The 17811-nt window shown below is 69.2% G+C and carries 14 protein-coding genes and 2 pseudogenes; 4 read left to right on the top strand and 12 right to left on the bottom strand.

Annotated elements, in window-relative coordinates:
• Positions 1 to 3: 3 nt before the first annotated feature.
• Both J2X45_RS07470 and J2X45_RS07465 read right to left on the bottom strand, forming a co-directional pair.
• Positions 4 to 741 carry an SDR family oxidoreductase gene (locus J2X45_RS07470; RefSeq protein WP_310213237.1) on the bottom strand — a complete coding sequence of 246 codons (738 nt, stop codon included), beginning with the start codon at positions 739 to 741 and terminating at the stop codon, positions 4 to 6.
• Positions 742 to 821: 80 nt separating this feature from the next.
• Entirely contained in the window at positions 822 to 1112 is a 291-nt protein-coding gene (locus tag J2X45_RS07465; protein WP_310213235.1) for a GIY-YIG nuclease family protein, read from the bottom strand.
• A 47-nt stretch (positions 1113 to 1159) separates the two neighbouring features.
• Between J2X45_RS07465 and J2X45_RS20320 the strand changes: the two are divergent.
• Positions 1160 to 1259, top strand: a pseudogene (locus J2X45_RS20320) (hypothetical protein); the annotation flags it as partial.
• A 22-nt stretch (positions 1260 to 1281) separates the two neighbouring features.
• Here J2X45_RS20320 and carA read toward each other — a convergent pair.
• A complete protein-coding gene (gene carA, locus J2X45_RS07460; protein ID WP_310213233.1) occupies positions 1282 to 2451 on the bottom strand; it encodes a glutamine-hydrolyzing carbamoyl-phosphate synthase small subunit in 1170 nt (389 codons plus the stop codon).
• A gap of 259 nt (positions 2452 to 2710) precedes the next feature.
• Here carA and J2X45_RS07455 point away from each other — a divergent pair, with 259 nt between their 5' ends.
• The 3 genes from J2X45_RS07455 to J2X45_RS07445 all read left to right on the top strand — a co-directional run bounded on the left by J2X45_RS07455 (position 2711) and on the right by J2X45_RS07445 (position 6800).
• A complete protein-coding gene (locus J2X45_RS07455) occupies positions 2711 to 2977 on the top strand; it encodes a DUF1272 domain-containing protein (RefSeq protein ID WP_310213231.1) in 267 nt (88 codons plus the stop codon).
• A 349-nt stretch (positions 2978 to 3326) separates the two neighbouring features.
• Positions 3327 to 6401 (top strand): TonB-dependent receptor, encoded by a 3075-nt coding sequence (locus J2X45_RS07450; protein ID WP_310213229.1) that lies wholly within the window; start codon positions 3327 to 3329, stop codon positions 6399 to 6401.
• A 255-nt stretch (positions 6402 to 6656) separates the two neighbouring features.
• Positions 6657 to 6800 carry a hypothetical protein gene (locus J2X45_RS07445; protein ID WP_310213227.1) on the top strand — a complete coding sequence of 48 codons (144 nt, stop codon included), beginning with the start codon at positions 6657 to 6659 and terminating at the stop codon, positions 6798 to 6800.
• Positions 6801 to 6807: 7 nt separating this feature from the next.
• Here the strand turns inward: J2X45_RS07445 and J2X45_RS07440 are convergent, their stop codons facing one another.
• The 9 genes and pseudogenes from J2X45_RS07440 to J2X45_RS20315 all read right to left on the bottom strand — a co-directional run.
• Positions 6808 to 8532, bottom strand: a complete 1725-nt coding sequence (locus J2X45_RS07440; RefSeq protein WP_310213224.1) for a hypothetical protein — start codon at positions 8530 to 8532, stop codon at positions 6808 to 6810.
• Positions 8529 to 10691 (bottom strand): DUF4175 family protein, encoded by a 2163-nt coding sequence (locus J2X45_RS07435; protein WP_310213222.1) that lies wholly within the window; start codon positions 10689 to 10691, stop codon positions 8529 to 8531. Before J2X45_RS07435 ends, J2X45_RS07440 begins: the two co-directional genes overlap by 4 nt.
• Complete coding sequence (locus tag J2X45_RS07430; protein ID WP_310213220.1) at positions 10688 to 11842, bottom strand: BatA domain-containing protein; 1155 nt, start codon at positions 11840 to 11842, stop codon at positions 10688 to 10690. Before J2X45_RS07430 ends, J2X45_RS07435 begins: the two co-directional genes overlap by 4 nt.
• Positions 11839 to 12726: a DUF58 domain-containing protein gene (locus J2X45_RS07425; protein ID WP_310213217.1), complete on the bottom strand. Its 888-nt coding sequence runs from the start codon at positions 12724 to 12726 to the stop codon at positions 11839 to 11841. The genes J2X45_RS07430 and J2X45_RS07425 overlap by 4 nt, the downstream gene beginning before the upstream one ends.
• A gap of 8 nt (positions 12727 to 12734) precedes the next feature.
• Complete coding sequence (locus J2X45_RS07420) at positions 12735 to 13742, bottom strand: MoxR family ATPase (RefSeq protein WP_310213214.1); 1008 nt, start codon at positions 13740 to 13742, stop codon at positions 12735 to 12737.
• 21 nt (positions 13743 to 13763) lie between these two features.
• Positions 13764 to 14495 (bottom strand): DUF4159 domain-containing protein, encoded by a 732-nt coding sequence (locus tag J2X45_RS07415; protein ID WP_310213213.1) that lies wholly within the window; start codon positions 14493 to 14495, stop codon positions 13764 to 13766.
• Between the two features lie 9 nt (positions 14496 to 14504).
• Entirely contained in the window at positions 14505 to 15836 is a 1332-nt protein-coding gene (locus J2X45_RS07410; RefSeq protein WP_310213210.1) for a TldD/PmbA family protein, read from the bottom strand.
• A 21-nt stretch (positions 15837 to 15857) separates the two neighbouring features.
• Positions 15858 to 17489 carry a TldD/PmbA family protein gene (locus tag J2X45_RS07405; protein ID WP_310213207.1) on the bottom strand — a complete coding sequence of 544 codons (1632 nt, stop codon included), beginning with the start codon at positions 17487 to 17489 and terminating at the stop codon, positions 15858 to 15860.
• 190 nt (positions 17490 to 17679) lie between these two features.
• Positions 17680 to 17811, bottom strand: a pseudogene (locus tag J2X45_RS20315) (hypothetical protein); the annotation flags it as partial.

The raw sequence follows: 17811 nt of genomic DNA, 5'->3' as shown, positions 1-17811 counted from the left end.
CCCTCAAAGCGACAGGCCGCCGTCGACCACCAGGGTGTGGCCGGTGACGTAGGCCGCCAGCGGCGAGGCCAGGAACAGCGCCGCCCCGGCCATGTCGGCGGGCGTGCCCATCCGGCGCTGCGGGATGGCGGCCAGGGCCCCGGCCAGGCGCTCGGGGCTCTGTGTGGTGACCTTGGTCAGCTTGGTCTCGACGAGGCCCGGCGCCAGGCCGTTGACCCGCACGCCCTCGGGCGCCCAGGCCTGGCCCAGGGTCTTGGTCAGGCTGATCGCCCCGGCCTTGGAGGCCGCATAGGCCGGATTGCCGATATTGGCCTTCAGGCCCGAGATCGAGCTGACGATGATGACGCTGCCCCGGCTCTGCGTCAGGGCGGGTTTGAAGCGGCGGGCGCAGGCCATCAGGCTGTCGAGATTGACCGCCATCACCCGGTCCCAGCCGGCTCGCTCGAACTCGCCGCGCTTGTAGACGACGGTCCCTTGGCACAGCACCAGGACGTCCAGCGTCTCGAACGGGGCGGGAGCGGCGTCGATGGCGTCCGGATCGCCGACGTCGACCTGGGCGTAGGACAGGCCGGAGAGATCCGAGCCCTCGGCGGAGTCATAGTCGGCCGAGCTGGCCCGCGTGCCCCAGACGGCGACCGCCGCGCCCCGCGCCTTGAACGCGTGCGCGATCCCGTTGCCGATCCCGCTGGACCCGCCGACCACCAGCACCCGTTCGCCGGTGAAATCGGTGTCGTCGATCATCCCCGCGTCCTCCCTTTTTCAAAGGATAGGCGCGGGTGACGTAGGGGAGGTCAAAACCCTTCCTGATGACAACGCGAGTGTCAGCAGTTCCAGGTTTCGTAGAGGTCGCGCCACTGAGGATTTTCTTGCTCGATCAGTTCGAGCTTCCAGGCCCGTCGCCAGCGCTTGATGCGCTTCTCGAAGAGTATGGCCTGGTCGATCTCCGCGAACTCCCGGTACCAGACCAGCTTGGTCACGCCGTACTTGGCGGTGAAGCCCTGTCGCCCTTCGCGATGCTGCCAGACCCGGCGGGACAGATCCGCTGTCACGCCGATGTAGAGCGTACCGTTCCGTCCGCTGGCGAGGACATAAACGAATGACTGGTGAGCCATTCGTTTGTGTAACTTTAGGTTGATTTTCTAGACAACAATTCCTCGTCATCCCGGGCGGCGAAGCCGACCCGGGACCCAGGGGCCAAGCGCACTGCCGCTGGCCCCTGGGTCCCGGCTCTCCGCTACGCTACGGCCGGGATGACGAGGAATTGTTGTCTTGAGGTGTCTCTTAAGCCTTCGCCTGATCCATCAGGCCGGCAAAGCGCTCGAACAGATACAGGCTGTCCGTCGGCCCCGGAGACGCTTCGGGGTGGTGCTGGACCGAGAACACGGGCTTGTCCTTCAGGGCGATGCCGGCGTTGGTGCCGTCGAACAGCGAGACGTGTGTCTCCTGCACGGGGGCGGGCAGGGAACTGGAGTCCACGGTGAAGCCGTGGTTCATCGAGACGATCTCGACCTTGCCGGTGGTCAGGTCCTTCACCGGATGGTTGGCGCCGTGATGGCCCTGTTCCATCTTCACGGTCTTGGCGCCCAGGGCCAGGGCCAGCATCTGGTGGCCCAGGCAGATGCCGAAGATCGGCTTGCCGCTGGCGACCAGCTTCTGGATCTCGGGCACCGAGTACTGGCCGGTGGCCGCCGGGTCGCCCGGGCCGTTGCTCAGCATCACGCCGTCGGGATTGCGGGCCAGAATGTCCTCGGCCGAGGTCGAGGCCGGCACCACCGTGGCGCGGGCGCCGACATGGGCCAGAGCCCGCAGGATGTTGCGCTTGACGCCATAGTCGATGACCACGACCTCGTACTTGGGCTTGTCCAGCTTGGCGTAGCCTTCCGGCCACGACCACAGGCCCTCGTCCCAGGTGAAGGTCTGGGTGGTCGAGGCGTCCTTGGCCAGATCCAGGCCTTCGAGGCCCGCCCAGGCCTTGGCCTTGGCGACCAGGGCGTCCAGGTCGAACTTGCCGTCCGGCGCGTGGGCGATGACGCCGTGCGGCATGCCGGTTTCGCGGATCTTGCGGGTCAGGGCGCGGGTGTCGATCCCGGCCAGGCCAATGACGCCGCGCGCCTTCATCCAGGCGTCGAAGTCGCCATTGGCGCGCCAGTTGGCCTGCGCGGTGGGGACGTCGCGGAACAGGGCGCCGCGGGCGGCCGTCTCGGCCACGCCGGTGATCTGCTCGACGTCTTCCACGTTCACACCGACATTGCCGACGTGCGGGGAGGTGAAGGCCACGATCTGGGCCATGTAGGAGGGGTCGGTCAGGATCTCCTGATAGCCCGTCATGGCGGTGTTGAAGCACACCTCGCCGACCGCGTCGCCGACCGCGCCGCAGCCCACGCCTTGCAGGATCGTGCCGTCGGCCAGGGCCAGAACGCCAGTCACGCCGGGGAGAAGGTCTTGGGACATTCTATGCAGCGCTCCTGAACGCGGTTGGGGGTTCATTTTTGCAAAAAAGCGGGCCGAGGTGCACCCCCGCCCGCCAGACAAACGGCGGGGTGTCTAGGGCCTGGGGGGGAGGGGGTCAACCCCTGTTGATCACGGGCTTTTGCCGCACCGCCACATTCCCGTGATCGGCGAACGCGGCCCCTCGCCTGCAGGTGTCCAAACCCCTTATGGTGCAAGGCTTGCGAGGCATCGAAGCGCGACGATCACGGGAGGGTGGCCCATGCTCGAGTTGCGTCCCAATTGCGAATGCTGCGACCGCGACCTGCCGCCGGGCAGCGACGCGGCCCGAATCTGCACCTTCGAGCACACCTTCTGCATGGACTGCGCCGAGCGCTTCGAGGGCCTGTGTCCCGACTGCGGCGGCGGACTGGTGGTCAGGCCCATCCGACCTGAGAGCCAGCTGCATCGTTATCCGGCCTCGCTACGGCGGGTGACCCGCGGCCGTTCCGCCTACCGCGCGGGTGGCGTAGCCGCGCCGCCGGCCTGAACTGGTCTGGACAGTTCCTGCGTCTGTCGGTGTTGCTCACGTAAAGTGGTCAGGACTATTGGCCCGATACGCGGCGTACCTAACCCGCCTTAACCCGTCTCTTTGGCCCAATGGGCGGGCGAGTTGCGCGAAATTGCGCCTGTTTCACCCCAGAAATCTCCGGCGTCCAAACGCGCTCTTCGTCACTGGCGAGCCGGTCTCCGCCTCCAAATAGGTCTGACCTCAGTCGTCTGACCTATTGACGACCACATAGTTTCGCGAGAGTGTCTGGTAGCGCTACCAGATTGGGCGGCGCCAAGAAGCAAGGCTGCCTGTCGTCAAACGGGCTTTCGGGAGGAAGGGGATCTCAATGCGAAATTTCGCTATGGGCGCGCGTCTGCGCCGCGCCGCGCTGCTGGGCGCCACGATGTTGTCGGGTATGATCGCTGTCGAGGCGCACGCTCAGACCGCGCCGGCGCCCGCCGCCGATGACTCGGTCGAGGCGATCGTTGTCACGGGTTATCGCAAGAGCCTGGCGCAATCGACCGTCGCCAAGCGCGAGAGCACCGGCTTCGCCGACGCGATCTTCGCCGAGGACATCGGCAAGTTCCCTGACTCCAACATCGCCGAGTCGTTCAACCGCGTTCCGGGCATCACCATCACCCGCGACATCACCGGCGAAGGCACCAACGTCGCCATCCGTGGCCTCGGCTCGAACTTCACCAACGTGACGCTGAACGGCGCCTCGATCGCCGTGGCCTCGTCGGGCGCGACCGACGCGCAGGGCACTGACCGTTCGGTCGACCTGTCGTTCTTCCCGACCGACCTCTTCACCAAGCTGACGGTCAACAAGAGCTATTCGGCCAGCCTGCTGGAAGGCGGCGCGGCGGGTAACATCGACATGCGCTCGGCGCGTCCGTTCGACCGCCCTGGCCAGTCCCTGACGATGAACGTCCAGGGCGTGAAGTCCGATGGCGCGGGCGTGGGCGCCAAGGGCTCGCTGATCGCCAGCAAGACCTGGGACAATTTCGGCGTCCTGTTCGGGGTTTCGGGCCAGCGCCTGAAGACCGACACCCGGGGCTACGAGACCATCGGCTACACCAACCCGAACCTGTCGGCGGCCCAGTGCGGCGCGACCAGCGGCTGTAACCCCACGGGCGGCGGCAACTGGACGATCCCGGGCACAGTTCCGGTCGGCGCGGGCGCGGGCCTGGTGGCCGGCACGGTCATCGACCGCGCGTTCCTGCTGGCCAACAACCCCGGCGCCTCGATCCAGCAGATCGACAACGGCCTGCTGCCGCGCATCGGCCGTCCGTCGGCCTCGTACGGCGACCGCGACCGCATCAATCTGGTCGGCAGCCTGGAGTGGCGTCCGAGCGACGACGTCAACTTCTATGTCGACGGCATGTACGGCTATAAGAAGACCGACCTGGTCCGCGAAGACATCATGTGGATCGTCCGCAACGGCGCGGTCATCCCGCTGAACACCAAGTACGACAAGGCCGACTGCTCGACGGGCTGCACGGTCACGTCCGGCACCTACGCCAACTCGAACTTCTTCCTGGAATTCCGTCCCTATCTCGAAAAGACCGAGCTTTGGGGGATCAATCCGGGCGGCGAATGGCGCATCAACGACACGCTGAAGTTCGAAGCCCAGGCCAACTACACCAAGAGCACGTTCCATCGTGAAAGCCCGACCTTCGGTCCGGTCACGGCCCTGGGCGTCGGCACCACGGTGGACTACGTCGCCAACCCGACCGGCATCCCGACCATCAAGAGCAGCGTCGACCTGAACAACCCGGCCAATTTCGTCTGGACCGGCGGTCGCGTAAACATGCAGGACGAGAAGCGCTGGTACGAGACCAAGGGCGCCCGCGCCGCGCTCACCTGGGGCGACGAGGCCCTGAACCTCAAGGCCGGCGCCAACTACGACGACATCTCGCGCACCATCCGCGGCTATGACAACAGCCAGGCTTGGCAGAACGCGACCTGCGGCAACAACCCGAGCATCTTCCTGCCCTCGCCGAACGGTCAGCCGGCATGCCAGGGCCTGAACCAGCCGGGCGCCGCCCCGGCCGGCTATCCGACCTATCCGGGCTATGGCACGGGCTACACCGCCGGTCAGACGGGAACGGTCACCTATGGCGGCTCGCTGATCCCGACCACGGGCCTGGCCGGCTATCTGAAGCCCGGCCCGGCCGGCTTCGTCACGGTCGACTGGGACAAGGTCAAGCAGGCCTCCAAGTACGACCAGTTCCACGACAACACGCCGGAATCGGGCGGCTCCAACACCGGCGCCAGCGGCGGCTATATCAACGAGAAGAACAGCGCGGCCTTCACCGAGCTGAACGGCGTGACCCAGGTGCTCGAGAGCGACCTGCGCTTCAACCTCGGCGTCCGCTATGTCCGCACCAAGCAGACGATCGGCGGTCGCGTCTCGGTGGCCGACCCGCGCAACGCCCCGGCTACGGGAACGCTGCCGGACGGCTCGCGCTATCCGAACATCACCAACTTCGTCTACACCGAGAACACCTATTCCAAGTGGCTGCCGGCCGCGAGCATCGCCTATGACGTCAGCGAGCGCGCCGTGGCCCGCGTGGCGGTGTCGGAAACGATGACCCGTCCGGATCCCGCCGCCCAGCTGCCGGGCGTCAGCTTCGGCGCGCCGTCGGCCGACCAGGCCACGATCGGCAACTCGGCCCTGGAGCCCTACTTCTCCAAGAACATCGACCTGGGCTTCGAGTTCTACACCGGTCAGGAAGGCCTGATCGCGGTCAACGCGTTCCGCAAGTCGATCACCGGCTTCACGCAAAACCAGGTGACCACACAGCCGTTCTCGTTCCTGGCCCAGTACGGCATCACCTACGACACCCTGAACGACACCCAGAAGACGGCCATCAACTCGCGCGGTGGTCCGACCCAGGCTCAGGTCCAGGTCCAGTCGCAGATCAACGTGCCCAACAAGCTCACGATCAACGGCCTCGAGTTCCAGTGGGTGCAGCCGCTCGACTTCCTGACCAGCCGCTTCGGCGTCGAAGGTCTGGGCGTCAACGCCAACGCCACCATCGTCGACCAGACCAGCAATGGTCCGGCCACCGCGCTGGGCGTCGCCAAGTACACCTACAACCTGACGGGCTACTACGAGCACAACGGCGTCAGCCTGCGTCTCAGCCACGTGTTCCGGAAGGGCGCTCAGGTCAGCGGCCTGAACCAGAACGGCATCGCGGCCGCCGCCCTGTTCTCGGACGACTACAAGCAGACCGACTTCTCCTCGAGCTATGACCTCGGGAAAATCTTCGGCCTGAACAATGCGCCGCAGGTGACCTTCAACGTCACCAACCTGACCAACGAGTCGCTGCGCTCGTACTTCCAGTACGACAACGCGACCTTCACCTACTACAAGCCCGGCCGCACCTATGTTCTGGGCCTGCGGATGAGCTTCTAGGTCTTTGATACCCCCCGCCCGCCGGCGTCTGCCTCTCCTGACCCGGCGGGTTACTTCGGTTCGATCGCGCGGCCATACACCTCCCGGTGTCGCGCGGGATCCCGCGGCGCGTCCTCCTCGGACGCGCCGATTTTTTGGGAGCTGGGGCGGGCCAAGCGGCGGTTCGCGGACAACTTGTCGCAAGCCGTTAGGGCTTCCCGATTCAGCTTCGTTAACACCTTGCGGGCAAGCTCCACCGTGCAAGGAGCATCGTCCATGGCCACCGCCGTCAACCCATCCACGGTCAAGGTTTCCGCGTCCGCTCGTTCGGCCCTTTCGGTCGGCGAGACTCTTCTGCACATGGCCCTTTCGGCGGCGATTCCGGTCAGTGCGGTGATGTTCGTGGTGCTGACCCTCTAGGTCACGATTATCGGCGCGGAGAGCGCCGCTCCAGCCACCACAGCGCCCCCAGAACAGCGAGCAGAGCTGCGGCCCACGGCCAGGGCGAACCGGGCGCCCGACGCGCTTCGCGCGCAGGCCCTGAGGCTGCCGTCTCGACCAGCGCCAGCGTCGCCGCCCGCGCGTCCGCCTGCGCCAGCGAAGGGGCCGCGTCGGCGGGCTGGACGAAGAGCGCGCTCCGGCGATCACCCTCAACGATCGTCCGCCAGCCCGGGCTCGCCGGCCAGTAGCCCGCGCACGCCCCCGGCGCGGCGCGCGGATCAACCAGCGGCCGCCGCGTCGCGCCATTGGGTTCGATCACGCTGAGCGCCGCTTTCGCCCCGCACAGGGCGACCCGCTGACCCGCCCGCGCCAGACCCTCGACATGGACGCCAGCCGCCTCGCCGGGACGCGCCACGGCCGAGAACAGTTCGCTCCACAGCTCGCCATGGCGGTCGGCGCGGCCGGTCAGCACCAGGGCGTAGCTGTCGGCGAGCGTCCACAGCGCCACCCGACCTTGGCCCCGCGCCCGCCAGGCGGCCAGCGGCTGGCCGTCCTTGGTCACCGCCAGCGGGACGCCTCTCGAGGTGGTCGGCAGGATGTCATGCCGGTTGACGTCCGAGTTCGGGCCGTTCAGCCGCACCGCGTGCAGGCCGTCGGTCTCGGCGGTCGGCAGGCCAAGCCCCGCCCAGTCGCGGCGCACGGCGTCGGACAGCGGACCGCTGGGCCGCAAGACGAGGCCCAGGCCCCCGCGCACGGCGCCGTCGATGGCGGCGCGGTCCTGGCGGTCCAGGGTCTCCCAGCGGCGGTCGTCGATGACCAGCAGGTCCACCGCGTCCAGCGTCGCGCGGGTCAGGGCCACGGGCGCGTCGCCCAGCTGCACGCCGCCGCCCAGCGAGACCTCAAGGTTCAGGGCGATCCCGGCGTCCTGGGCCCAGCGACGAAGGTACTTGGTCTCGGCGCTCGGCGCGCCTGCCAGGACGAGCACGCGCGGGCTGACCGGCGCGCGGGCCTCGACCGGGATCTCGACATGCTCGACCTGCCGGCCGGCGGCGTCGCGCAGGCGCAGGTCGAACAGCACCGGACCCGCCGCGCGCGTGGCGCCCGACAGGCTAAAGCGCGCGCCGGTCTTGACCTCGGCCTTGTCGACCACGGCTCCGGCCGGGTCCAGCAGCTCGACCACGCCGGCCTTCAGCGCGCCGATCTCGCCGCCCACGGTGAAGCGGGCGCCCGGCGCGACGGGGGCGGGCAGGGCCAGGGCGATGATCCCCTTGGGCGGCGCGGGCGGGGCGAAGCTCGCGGGGCGGTCCAGCGGGATGCGGTCGCGGGGCGACAGGCCATGGCCCTCAATCCGCAGCCGGCCAGGCTCGGGATAGAGCCGCAGGGCGGTCGCCAGGTCCGGGACCCGGATCGCGCCGGCCGCGCGGGCCGCTTCGGGCAGGGCCACGACGACGTCGCCCGAGGCGGGCAGGCGGGCGGTCGCGCCCTGCGTCAACACCACCAGCCGACCGGGCGCGGTCAGCACCTGCGGCGGGAACAGGGTCAGCCACAGGAGGGCGCCGGCGGTGACCTGCAACCCCGCCAAGGCGACAAGGCGCCAGGTGGGACCCCGCTCGGCCGCTGTGGCGGCGCGGCGGCGCAGGGCAAGGCGCGTCAGGCTGGCGACCAGCGCGCCGACGATCATGACCAGGGCCAGGAGCGAAAGGCCGGTCATCGCAGGGCGTCCAGATAAAGCCGGCCGCGCGGGTCGACCGGGGCGCGGCGCTGCACGCCCGGCGTCGGGCGCTCCAGCGCGGTCCACAAGAGGCTGCGCAGCTTGCGGCGGCAGTCCTGGCATTGGGGCTCGTTGCGGACCGTGTCGATGGCGGCGCTCAGCGACAGGGCGTCGGGTAGGCGGGCCGCATTGGCGCCGACCCAGCGGGCTAGGGCGTCCAGGTTCGGCGGGGCGGCGGCACCCGTTTGGCCGAGGGCCCGCCAGGCCTCGACAGCGGGACTGTCGGCCGGATCGCGGACCAGCGGCGCCAGACGCCCGGCGACAATGCCGTCGCGCTTGCCGCTCATTCGCCGCGACAGGTCGATCGGCGGCAGCTTGGGCGGGGTGCGGGCCAGATAGATCCGCGTCGCCTGCTGGGCGGTCTTCAGCAGGACGAGCGCCCGGTTGGCGTGCGGCAGGGCCGCCTTCACCTCGCCCTGCCGGAGGGCGCGCTCCGAGGCCCACATGGCGTCCAGGGCCTGGGCCAGGGTGGCGCGGGCGCTCGGAGAGAACAACGTGGCCGCATCGCCCGTGTCGTGGGCGTGGCCGAACTGGGCCAGCAGCTTGTCCATATCGCCCAGCGGGGAGCCGTCGCTCTCTGCGCCATGGTCGTGGCCGTCGCCCGGGCCATGGTCATGGTCGTCATGCGCCTCGGCCTTGGGCTCCGGGGCGGCTGGACCGTCATTGGTCGGCAGGTCCAGCGCCGGGGCGTCGCTGGTGGGCAGGGCCAGACCCACCCCGCCGCCGCCGCCCTCGGCCTCCTCGCCCATGAACTGGCCATAGCGCAGCCGCAGCTGGGCCTGGTCCTCGCCAAGGCCGTTGGCGCTGTCCATGAACGTGTCGGCCGAGATCCTGGCCTTGCGGGCCAGCAAGGCCTCGGCGTCGATGATGATCTGGCGCTGGCTGCGGAAATAGACCGGCAGGATCTTGCGGGCCATGCCCTCCAGGCCGTCGACCGGCGGCGGGGCGTTGGGCCAGCGCAGGATGACGCTGGGCCCCTCGACCGTCTGGGCGGCGGGCTGGCGGTTGTCGCGGACGGTCAGCTGGACGATCAGGTCGCCGCCGCGCGTCAGGCCTTCGCGGGCCAGGTCCAGCGACACCGAAAAGCGCTTGAGCCGCGCGTCGCCCTGGCCGGTCAGCGTCTGGGTCCGTTCGGTGGTGGTGATGTTCTCGCCTTCGCCCTTGGTGACGGTGATCTTCAGGGTGGCGGTCGCAGCGACGCCATAGTCGTCGCGCGCCTCGAACACCGGGGTCCAGCGGGTCTGGCCGGGTTCCAGCAGGGTGAGGGCGGTGGTCGGGGTGACGACGCGCATCACGGGGGCTGCGTCAGGGATCATCTCCAGCCGGTGCAGCCGCTGGCGGGCAAGGCCCGGCGCCTCGATCCGATAGAGCGCCGAGCGCTCGAAGGTCCGCGCGCCGGTCCAGCGGCCGCCGTCGCGGCGCAGGGGCAGGGCGGCCTCGCCCGGTAGGGTGAGGCTCGCCGCGTCGGGCTGCGGCAGGAAGCCCAGGCTCCAGGCGACCTGCGATCCCGCGGGCGCGCGGACGTCGAGGCTGCTCTGCTCGAAGGGGCGCTGGCCGGTATAGGCGGGCGGGGTGATGCGCAGCCGCGCGCCGGTCAGGTGCGGGGCGGCCAGAGGCGCGGGGGCGGCGGCGCCTTGGCTTCGGCCGCCTTCGCCCGGCGCGGGCCACAGGGCGGCGGCCGCGATGACCAGCGCGCTGAGACCGACCGAGGCGGCGATGGCGCGGCTCGACCAAGCGGGGCGCAGATCGAGGGCGGCGACCTCTTTCAGCCGGTCGCGAAGGCGGGCCTGCTGCAGGGCGGCCAGGCCCGTCAGGCTTTCGGGCGGCGCGAAGAGGAGGTCGCTGCTGTCCTCCAGCCCCGGCGCCCGGGCGTCGAGGGCGGCGGTCAGCCAGGCGCGGTCGAAGCGCCGCGTGCGCCGCCAGCCGGTCCAGGCGAGGACCCCCAGACCCGCCGCGCCGACGGCGAGGGTCCCCAACGGTCCGGCCAGCCGCCAGGCCGCGACGCCGCCGGCCAGCACGGCGGGCGCGCCGACCGCGATGGTGTCGAGCACCACGCGCAGCCGGGCGGCGCGGGGCAGATGGGCCAGGGCGGCGATCATGCCATCACCGGCCGTTTCCGACGCGTGGCCAGCCAGCGCTCACCGGCGAACAGTACCGCGATCAGCACCGCCAGCCACGGGCGCAGGTCCAGCGGATGCGGATTGAAGGCCAAGGCCGGCCCCACCTCGCCAAGCGCCGGCGCATAGTCCTGGGCGGCGACGCGGGCCGGCGCGGCCGACGGGTCCAGCAGGGCCCAAAGACGGTCGGGGAAGTCGGGCTCGACCAGGGCCGGCAGGCTCTTGGGGGCCAGCGGGCGGGTCAGTTGCAGGACGCGGCCCTGGCCATAGCGGCCCTCGACCGCCAGCGGCTCCGCCGCCGCGTCGCGCCAGACCACGGACTTGGTCCCCTCGACGGGCGAGGGCGCGTCATGGGCCAGCAGCACGACGCCGCCGCGCTCGATCCAGGACAGCGCGGTGTCCGACAGCGGCGCGCCCGACAGCCAGATCAGGGTCTTGGCTTGGGCGGGCAGGGGCTGGTCGACGGGCGCGGCGTCGAAGGCGGGCGCTTGGTCTGGGGCAGCATAGGCGCCCGCCGACGCACGGAAATACTGGACCGCCTCGGCCCGCTCGGCGGCGTAGCGAACCGCCAGGGGCGGCGGCGTTCGCTCAGGCTTGGCGCTGGGCGTGGCGGCGGCAGGGGCGACCTTCCAGGTGACCTTGCGCGACAGCACGAGCCGCCCGCCGTCGGCGTCGAAGGCCGGGGGCACGACCAGGGTCAGCGGGGTTCCGGCCGGGAGCTCGGCGTCGAGCTGGCGGATCAGGCTGGCGAGGTCGGCGGTGGCGGGCGGTGCGGCGCGGTCGGCGCCGGGAAAGTCGGGCGCCAGCCAGACGCGGCGCTGGCCGTTATCGGCGACCTGGGCGGCGTCGATCCCCGGAGCGATGGCGACCACGGGACCACTGTCGCCGCTCGGCCGCAGCACCGGGCGGGCCAGGGCGACGGCGATCGCCACGATCAGCGCGATCCGCACCCCCAGCAGCAGGCGCTCGTCCAGCTGAAGGCGCTGCACGGGCTTGGGGTTCGGGTTCAGCCAGCGCAGGGCGGCGAAGTCGATGGTTCGGGTCTCGGTGCGCCGGGCGATGTGGATCGCCAGCGGCACCGCGACGGCCAGCAGGGCGGCGAGCGCGGCGGGCAGCAGCAGGGCGGGGATCATCGGACCGCCGCCGCGCGGGCCAGGGCCTGGATCGGCCCGTCCGGATCCTGGTCGGCGAAGTGTTCGGCGAAGCGCACGCTCCGACTTTCCAGACGCGCGCGCAGGGCCGCGCGGGCCTCGCCGAAGCGCTTGAGGAAGTCGGCGCGCAGGGATCGGCCGTCGCCCGCCAGCTCGGCCCTGTTCTCCGGATCGCGGAAGCGCAGCGAGCTGTCGAACGGAAAGTCGCGCTCGTCGCCGGTCAGGAGCTGAACGAACGACACGTCGCGGCCCGAGGCGGCCAGGCGCTCGGCGGCGGCGACGCAGGCCTCGTCGAAGCCGTCGGTGATGAAGATGACGAGATCGCCGGGCGCGATGCGCTCGCCCAGGGTCTTGAGGTCACGCTCCCAGTGCGGCGCGCCGCCGGGCTGCAGCGGGCTGATCTCCAGGCGGATGCGGTCGCGCTGGCGCTTGTCGCCCGATGGGGCCAGCACCAGAGGGCCCTTGTCCTGGGCGACGACGAGGCCGAAGCGGTCGCCTTGCAAGAGGGCGATCTCGATGAGGGCGGCGGTCAGGCGGCGGGCGGCGTCGAAGCGCGTCCAGCTGGGCCGCGCCAGATCGGCCTGGGCCATCGAGGCGCTGGCGTCCAGCACGATCCAGATCGCCACCGGGCTTTCGCGCTCGGCGTCGCGGACGAAGAACTTGTCAGACCGCGAATAGAGCTTCCAGTCGATCCGCCGCAGGTCATCGCCGCGCTCATAGGCGCGGTACTGGGCGAACTCCATCGCCCCGCCGCGATTGCGGCTGGCGTGGGCGCCGTCGCCGACCAGCACGGCGGCCGCGCGCGGCGCCAGCGACAGGCGTCGCAGGCGGGTGCGCAGGTCCGGAGGCAGGTCGAACGGCGACATGCGCTGGATCAGTCGCGGGCGGGGGCGGGCAGGGCGGCCAGCAGGGCGGCGACCACGTCGTCGGTCGTCTTGCGCTCGGCCTCGGCGGCGAAGGACAGCAGGATGCGGTGGCGCAGCACCGGCGCGGCCAGGGCCACGACGTCCTCGCGGGTGGCGGCCAGGCGTCCGTGCAGCAGGGCGCGGGCCTTGGCGGCCAGCACCAGGGCCTGGCCGGCCCGCGGACCAGCGCCCCAGCGGACATAGTCCTGGATGGCGCTCGGCGCGTCGGGGCCGGGACGGGTGGCGCGGATCAGGCGGGTGATCCAGGTCAGCAGGCCGTCGCTGACATGGGCCTGGCGGACCCACTTTTGCAGCTCGACGATGTCGGCGCCGGTCATCACCGCTTTGGGGGCCTCAATCGTGCCGCCGGTGGTCAAAGCGAGGATCGCCCGCTCCTCCTCGGCGGTGGGATAGCCCACGCGGATGTTCAGCAGGAAGCGGTCCAGCTGCGCCTCGGGCAGGGGATAGGTCCCGGCCTGTTCCAGCGGGTTCTGGGTGGCCAGCACAAAGAACGGCTCGGCCAGGGCATGAGTGACGCCCGCATAGCTGACCTGATGCTCCTGCATGGCTTCGAGCAGAGCGGCCTGGGTCTTGGGCGGGGTGCGGTTCAGCTCGTCGGCCAGGAACAGGTTGGTGAAGACCGGCCCCTGCTGGAAGCGGAAGTGGCGATGGCCCGTGCCGTGGTCTTCCTCCAGCACCTCGGTGCCCAGGATGTCGCTGGGCATCAGGTCGGGCGTGAACTGCACGCGGCGGAAGTCCAGCGACAGGGCCTGGCCCAGGGTGCGGACCAGCAGGGTCTTGCCCAGGCCCGGCACGCCCTCGATCAGGCAGTGGCCGCCGGCCAGCAGGCCGATCAGCAGCTGCTCGACCACCTCGTCCTGGCCGACGATGGCCTGGCCGATGGCGGCGCGCAGCTGCGACAGACGCTGAAGCTTGCCCGCGATCTCGGCTTCGGTGGGGGTCTTGGTCATAAGCAATCCGAACAGAGAAAGAGGCGATCAGGCGGTGAGGGCGTAGAGCACGATGTTGACCGCGAACTTGGTGTTGTCATCGGCCAGGAAGCGCTTGTTGCGCCAGTCGTAATCCCACTCGCAGCCGTAATCCTTGTTGCTGTAGAGCACCCCGAGGCGCCCGCCGATCTCGATGCCCTTCAGATAGTCGTGGACGAGATCATCGCCCCAGCCGTTCAGCTCGAAGCTGGTGGCGGGCGGGCCGTCGAACTTGAAGAAGTTGCGGTAGATCAGGTGGTCATTGGGCAGCGTCTTCAGGGCCTCGGCCCCGAACAGCTTGGCCATCTGGCGCTCGAACGACTTGGCGAACAGGCCGTCGATGTCGTGGTTGCAGTCGTCGACGAAGACGAAGCCGCCGTTGCGGACATAGGTCTTGAAGTTCTCGGCCTCGGCGGGGCTGAACTCGACCAGCTTGTGGCCCGCCAGGTAGCAGAACGGGGCGGTCAGCATGGCCGGATCCGAGAGCCGCACGACGCGCTCTTCGGGATCGACCCGCAGGGTGGTGTAGTCGACCAGCGAGGTCAGGATGTTGGCCGGCATGCGCTGGTCGACGTCCCAGTCGCCGCTGTCATAGCGCAGGCGCGTGAACCAGAAATCATAGGCCGGAGCGGCCTTGAGAGCCGCCTGGGTGGCTGATGGGAGGCTGGCCAGCCAACCTCCCATCGCACCGCCCGCCAGCAGACGCAGACACTCCGAACGGGTTACGCGACTGCTGGCCATAGGTGTGTGTCAGACGGCGTCCGACAGCGAGGTGAAGGTGAAGTCGCGCACGCGCATCGGCGGGATCATGTACTTCATGCCGCCGCCTTCGCTGACGCGGACCGGACGGCCCAGGTCATCGATGTTGTTCAGCATGATCACCGGCGACTCGTTGAAGCGGAAGTTCTTGATCGGATACTTCAGCTGGCCGTTCTCGATATAGAAAGTGCCGTCGCGGGTCAGGCCGGTCAGCAGCACGGTCTGCGGATCGACCATCCGGATGTACCAGGTGCGAGTCACCAGGATGCCGCGCTCGGTCTCGCGCACCAGGTCGGCGGTCGACTTGGTGCCGCCCGACATGATGATGTTGCCCGGACGGCCGACGACCGGCTTGCCCTGCTTCTGCGCCCAGTAGGGCGAGTACATCAGGTTGGCGATCTTGCCGTTCTCGACCATGGCCATCTTCTCGCGGGCGCGGCCCGAGCCGTCCCACGGCAGGACGGCGAGGTCCGGATGCCACGGGTCGGAGATGAAGCTTACGCGCGGGTCATAGACCTGCTCGCCCAGCTTGTTGCCGCCGCCCTTCTTGGACAGGAAGCTGCGGCCTTCGTCCGCCGCGCGGGCGTCGAAGAAGTTGAACATGAACGAGATCAGGCCCGAGGCGGCGGCCGGCTCGAGAATCACCGTGTACTTGCCCGGCTCCAGGGCCTGGGCCTCGGCGGAGGCGCTGGCCTTGCGCATGGCGATCTCGATGTCGCTGGCCGGCTTGAAGGGCGTGGAGTCCTGCAGGTTGCGCGCGACCCAGCCCGAGCCCTTCCCGTCGGCGGTGCGGACGGTGCAGGTGTAGTCCATCTCGGTCGAGCGCTGATAACCGAACGCGCCCTTGCTGTTGGCGAAGGCCACGAAGCTCTGCTCGTCGTTCAGGAACCCGGCCGCGATCAGGTTCTTGGACCGGCAGGGCGCGATCGACGCCATGGCGATGTCGGCGCGCTGCTCGGGCGTGATCGCCGCGGTGGCCGCGCTGAAGGTCGAGCTGGGCTTGTAGACCTGCTTTTCGACCGCCGGCACGAACTCGGGGTTTTCCGGCGCGAGGCGCGCCAGCTCCTCGGCGCGCTTGACCGCGCGGGCCAGGGACGCGTCCGAGAAGTCGTTGGTCGACGACGTGCCGACGCGACGGCCGAAGGCCACCGAGACGCCCAGACTGGTGTCGCTGACCACGCCGCTGGTCGAGACGTTGTTCAGCGCGAAGCGGATGTTGCCTTCGATCGAGCCCGTCAGCTGAGCGGTGCATTCGTCCGCCGTCGAGAGCTTGAGGACCTTGTCGAGGATCGTCTTGGCCTCGGCTTCCGTCATGATACCCATGATGTGTCTCCCTCGATCCGCTTAACCGAGCGAGCGCGCGGTATTGATGACGTTGATGCCGTCGAACCGGGTGGTCGACGAACCGTGGCTGACGGCCGAAACCTGACTGGGCTGGCCCTTGCCGTCGAAGAACGAGCCGAACAGGCGGTAGTCCCGCTCGTCGCAGATCGCCGAGCAGGCGTTCCAGAACTCCGGCGTGCGCATCTGGTAGGCGACGTCCTCCAGCGGCTGGGTGATCTTGCCGTCCTTGATCTCGTAGAACAGCGTGCCGCCGAACTGGGCGTTGTAGCGCTGCTGGTCGATCGAGAAAGAGCCGCGGCCCAGGATGTAGATGCCGTTCTCGACGTTGCCGATCATGTCGGCCAGGCTGAGCGGCTTCTTGCCCGGCTCCAGCGAGACGTTGGGCATGCGCTGGAACTGCACGGTCGACCAGGAGTCGGCGTAAGAGCAGCCGTCGCTCTCGGTCTTGCCCAGGATGTGGGCCTGGTCGCGGGTGGCCTGGTAGTCGACCAGCTTGCCGTTCTGGATCAGCGGCCAGCTCTTGGTCTTGATGCCTTCGTCGTCATAGCCGACGGCGCCGAGGCTGCCCGGCTGGACCTTGTCGGCGACGACGTTGACGATCTCGTTGCCGTACTGGAAGCGGTCACGGCGCTTGTCCAGCGTGGCGAAGCTGGTGCCGGCGTAGTTGGCCTCATAGCCCAGCACGCGGTCGAGCTCGAGCGGGTGGCCGATCGATTCGTGGATGGTCAGGCCCAGGTGGTTGGGGTCGAGCACCAGGTCATAGCGGCCCGGCTTCACCGACTTGGCGGTCAGCTTCTCGCGCGCCTGGACGGCGGCGGCCTGGGCGTCCTCGACCATGTCGTAGGACTTGTTGTAGCTGATGATGCCGTTGGGCGAGAGGACCTTATCCTCGGCCTTGGGGTCCAGATACTCATAGCCCATGCCCATCGGGGCCGAGAGGCCCTCGCGCGAACGGAACTTGCCGGTGGCCTTGTCGATCGCGGTGACCGTGAACGGCGCCCAGACGCGGTGGATGTCCTGATCGATGTAGGAGCCGTCGCTGCTGGCGAAGTACTTCTGCTCGTTGATCAGGAACAGGCTGGAATTGACGAAGTTGGCGCCGGCCTTGAGAGCCGCGCCGTTGACCCGCATCAGAAGGTCGACCTTCTCCTGCAGCGACACTTCCATGCCGTTGCGACGGATGGGCGTGGCCCACTTGACCTCGCCGACGCCCTTGGTCGGGGCCAGTTGGACCGGAGCGGTCTGGTTCTTGGCGTTGGCCTTGGCGATGGCGACGGCCAGGCGGGCCGTCTGGGCCACCGACTCTGGCGACATGTTGTTGGTGGCGGCGAAGCCCCAGGCCCCGCCGGCGATGACGCGCACGCCCACGCCGCTGGACTCTGTGTTGGTAACGCCCTGGACGTTGGCTTCGCGCGTCTGGATGAACTGGCGCAGATAGCGGCCTACGCGGACGTCGCAATAGGTGGCCCCGGCGGCCTTGGCCGCGGTGAGGGCCGCGTCGGCGAGCCGCTTCTTGACCGCCACGTCCATGGTCTCGATCAGCTGTTCGGCGGCGATGGCCTGGCCGAAGCCCGGCAGCAGCACGCCCCCGGCGCCGATGCCGCAGGCCGCGAGGAACTGTCGTCTATCCAAGGTCTCTCCTCCCCAGTGGCCCACGATCCGGGGCACGGTGTCGCCCGTTCCGGATCGGCCGGAATCTCACGCGAGCGAAGTTCTGACGCAGACCGGCGTCCGAGGTCAAATATTTCTCAAATGTAATGTTTCGGCGCGCTCTGTTTGCACGCCTGTAGCATTTCGATGGTGATACGGCCGCAAACGTGCCTTAGCCGGAGAAAAAGGGTTCGTGGTCAAGGTTCCGGCGCGCGTCCAGCTGGAAATCCTCGTGCTTCGACACGCTCAGGATGAGGATTTCTCGCGAACCCATGCCAACAGTCGTCCCCGCCCTGAGCTTGTC

This window comes from Caulobacter sp. BE264 (assembly GCF_031457805.1).
GTDB lineage: Bacteria > Pseudomonadota > Alphaproteobacteria > Caulobacterales > Caulobacteraceae > Caulobacter.
This window is presented reverse-complemented; position numbering and strand designations above follow the sequence as displayed.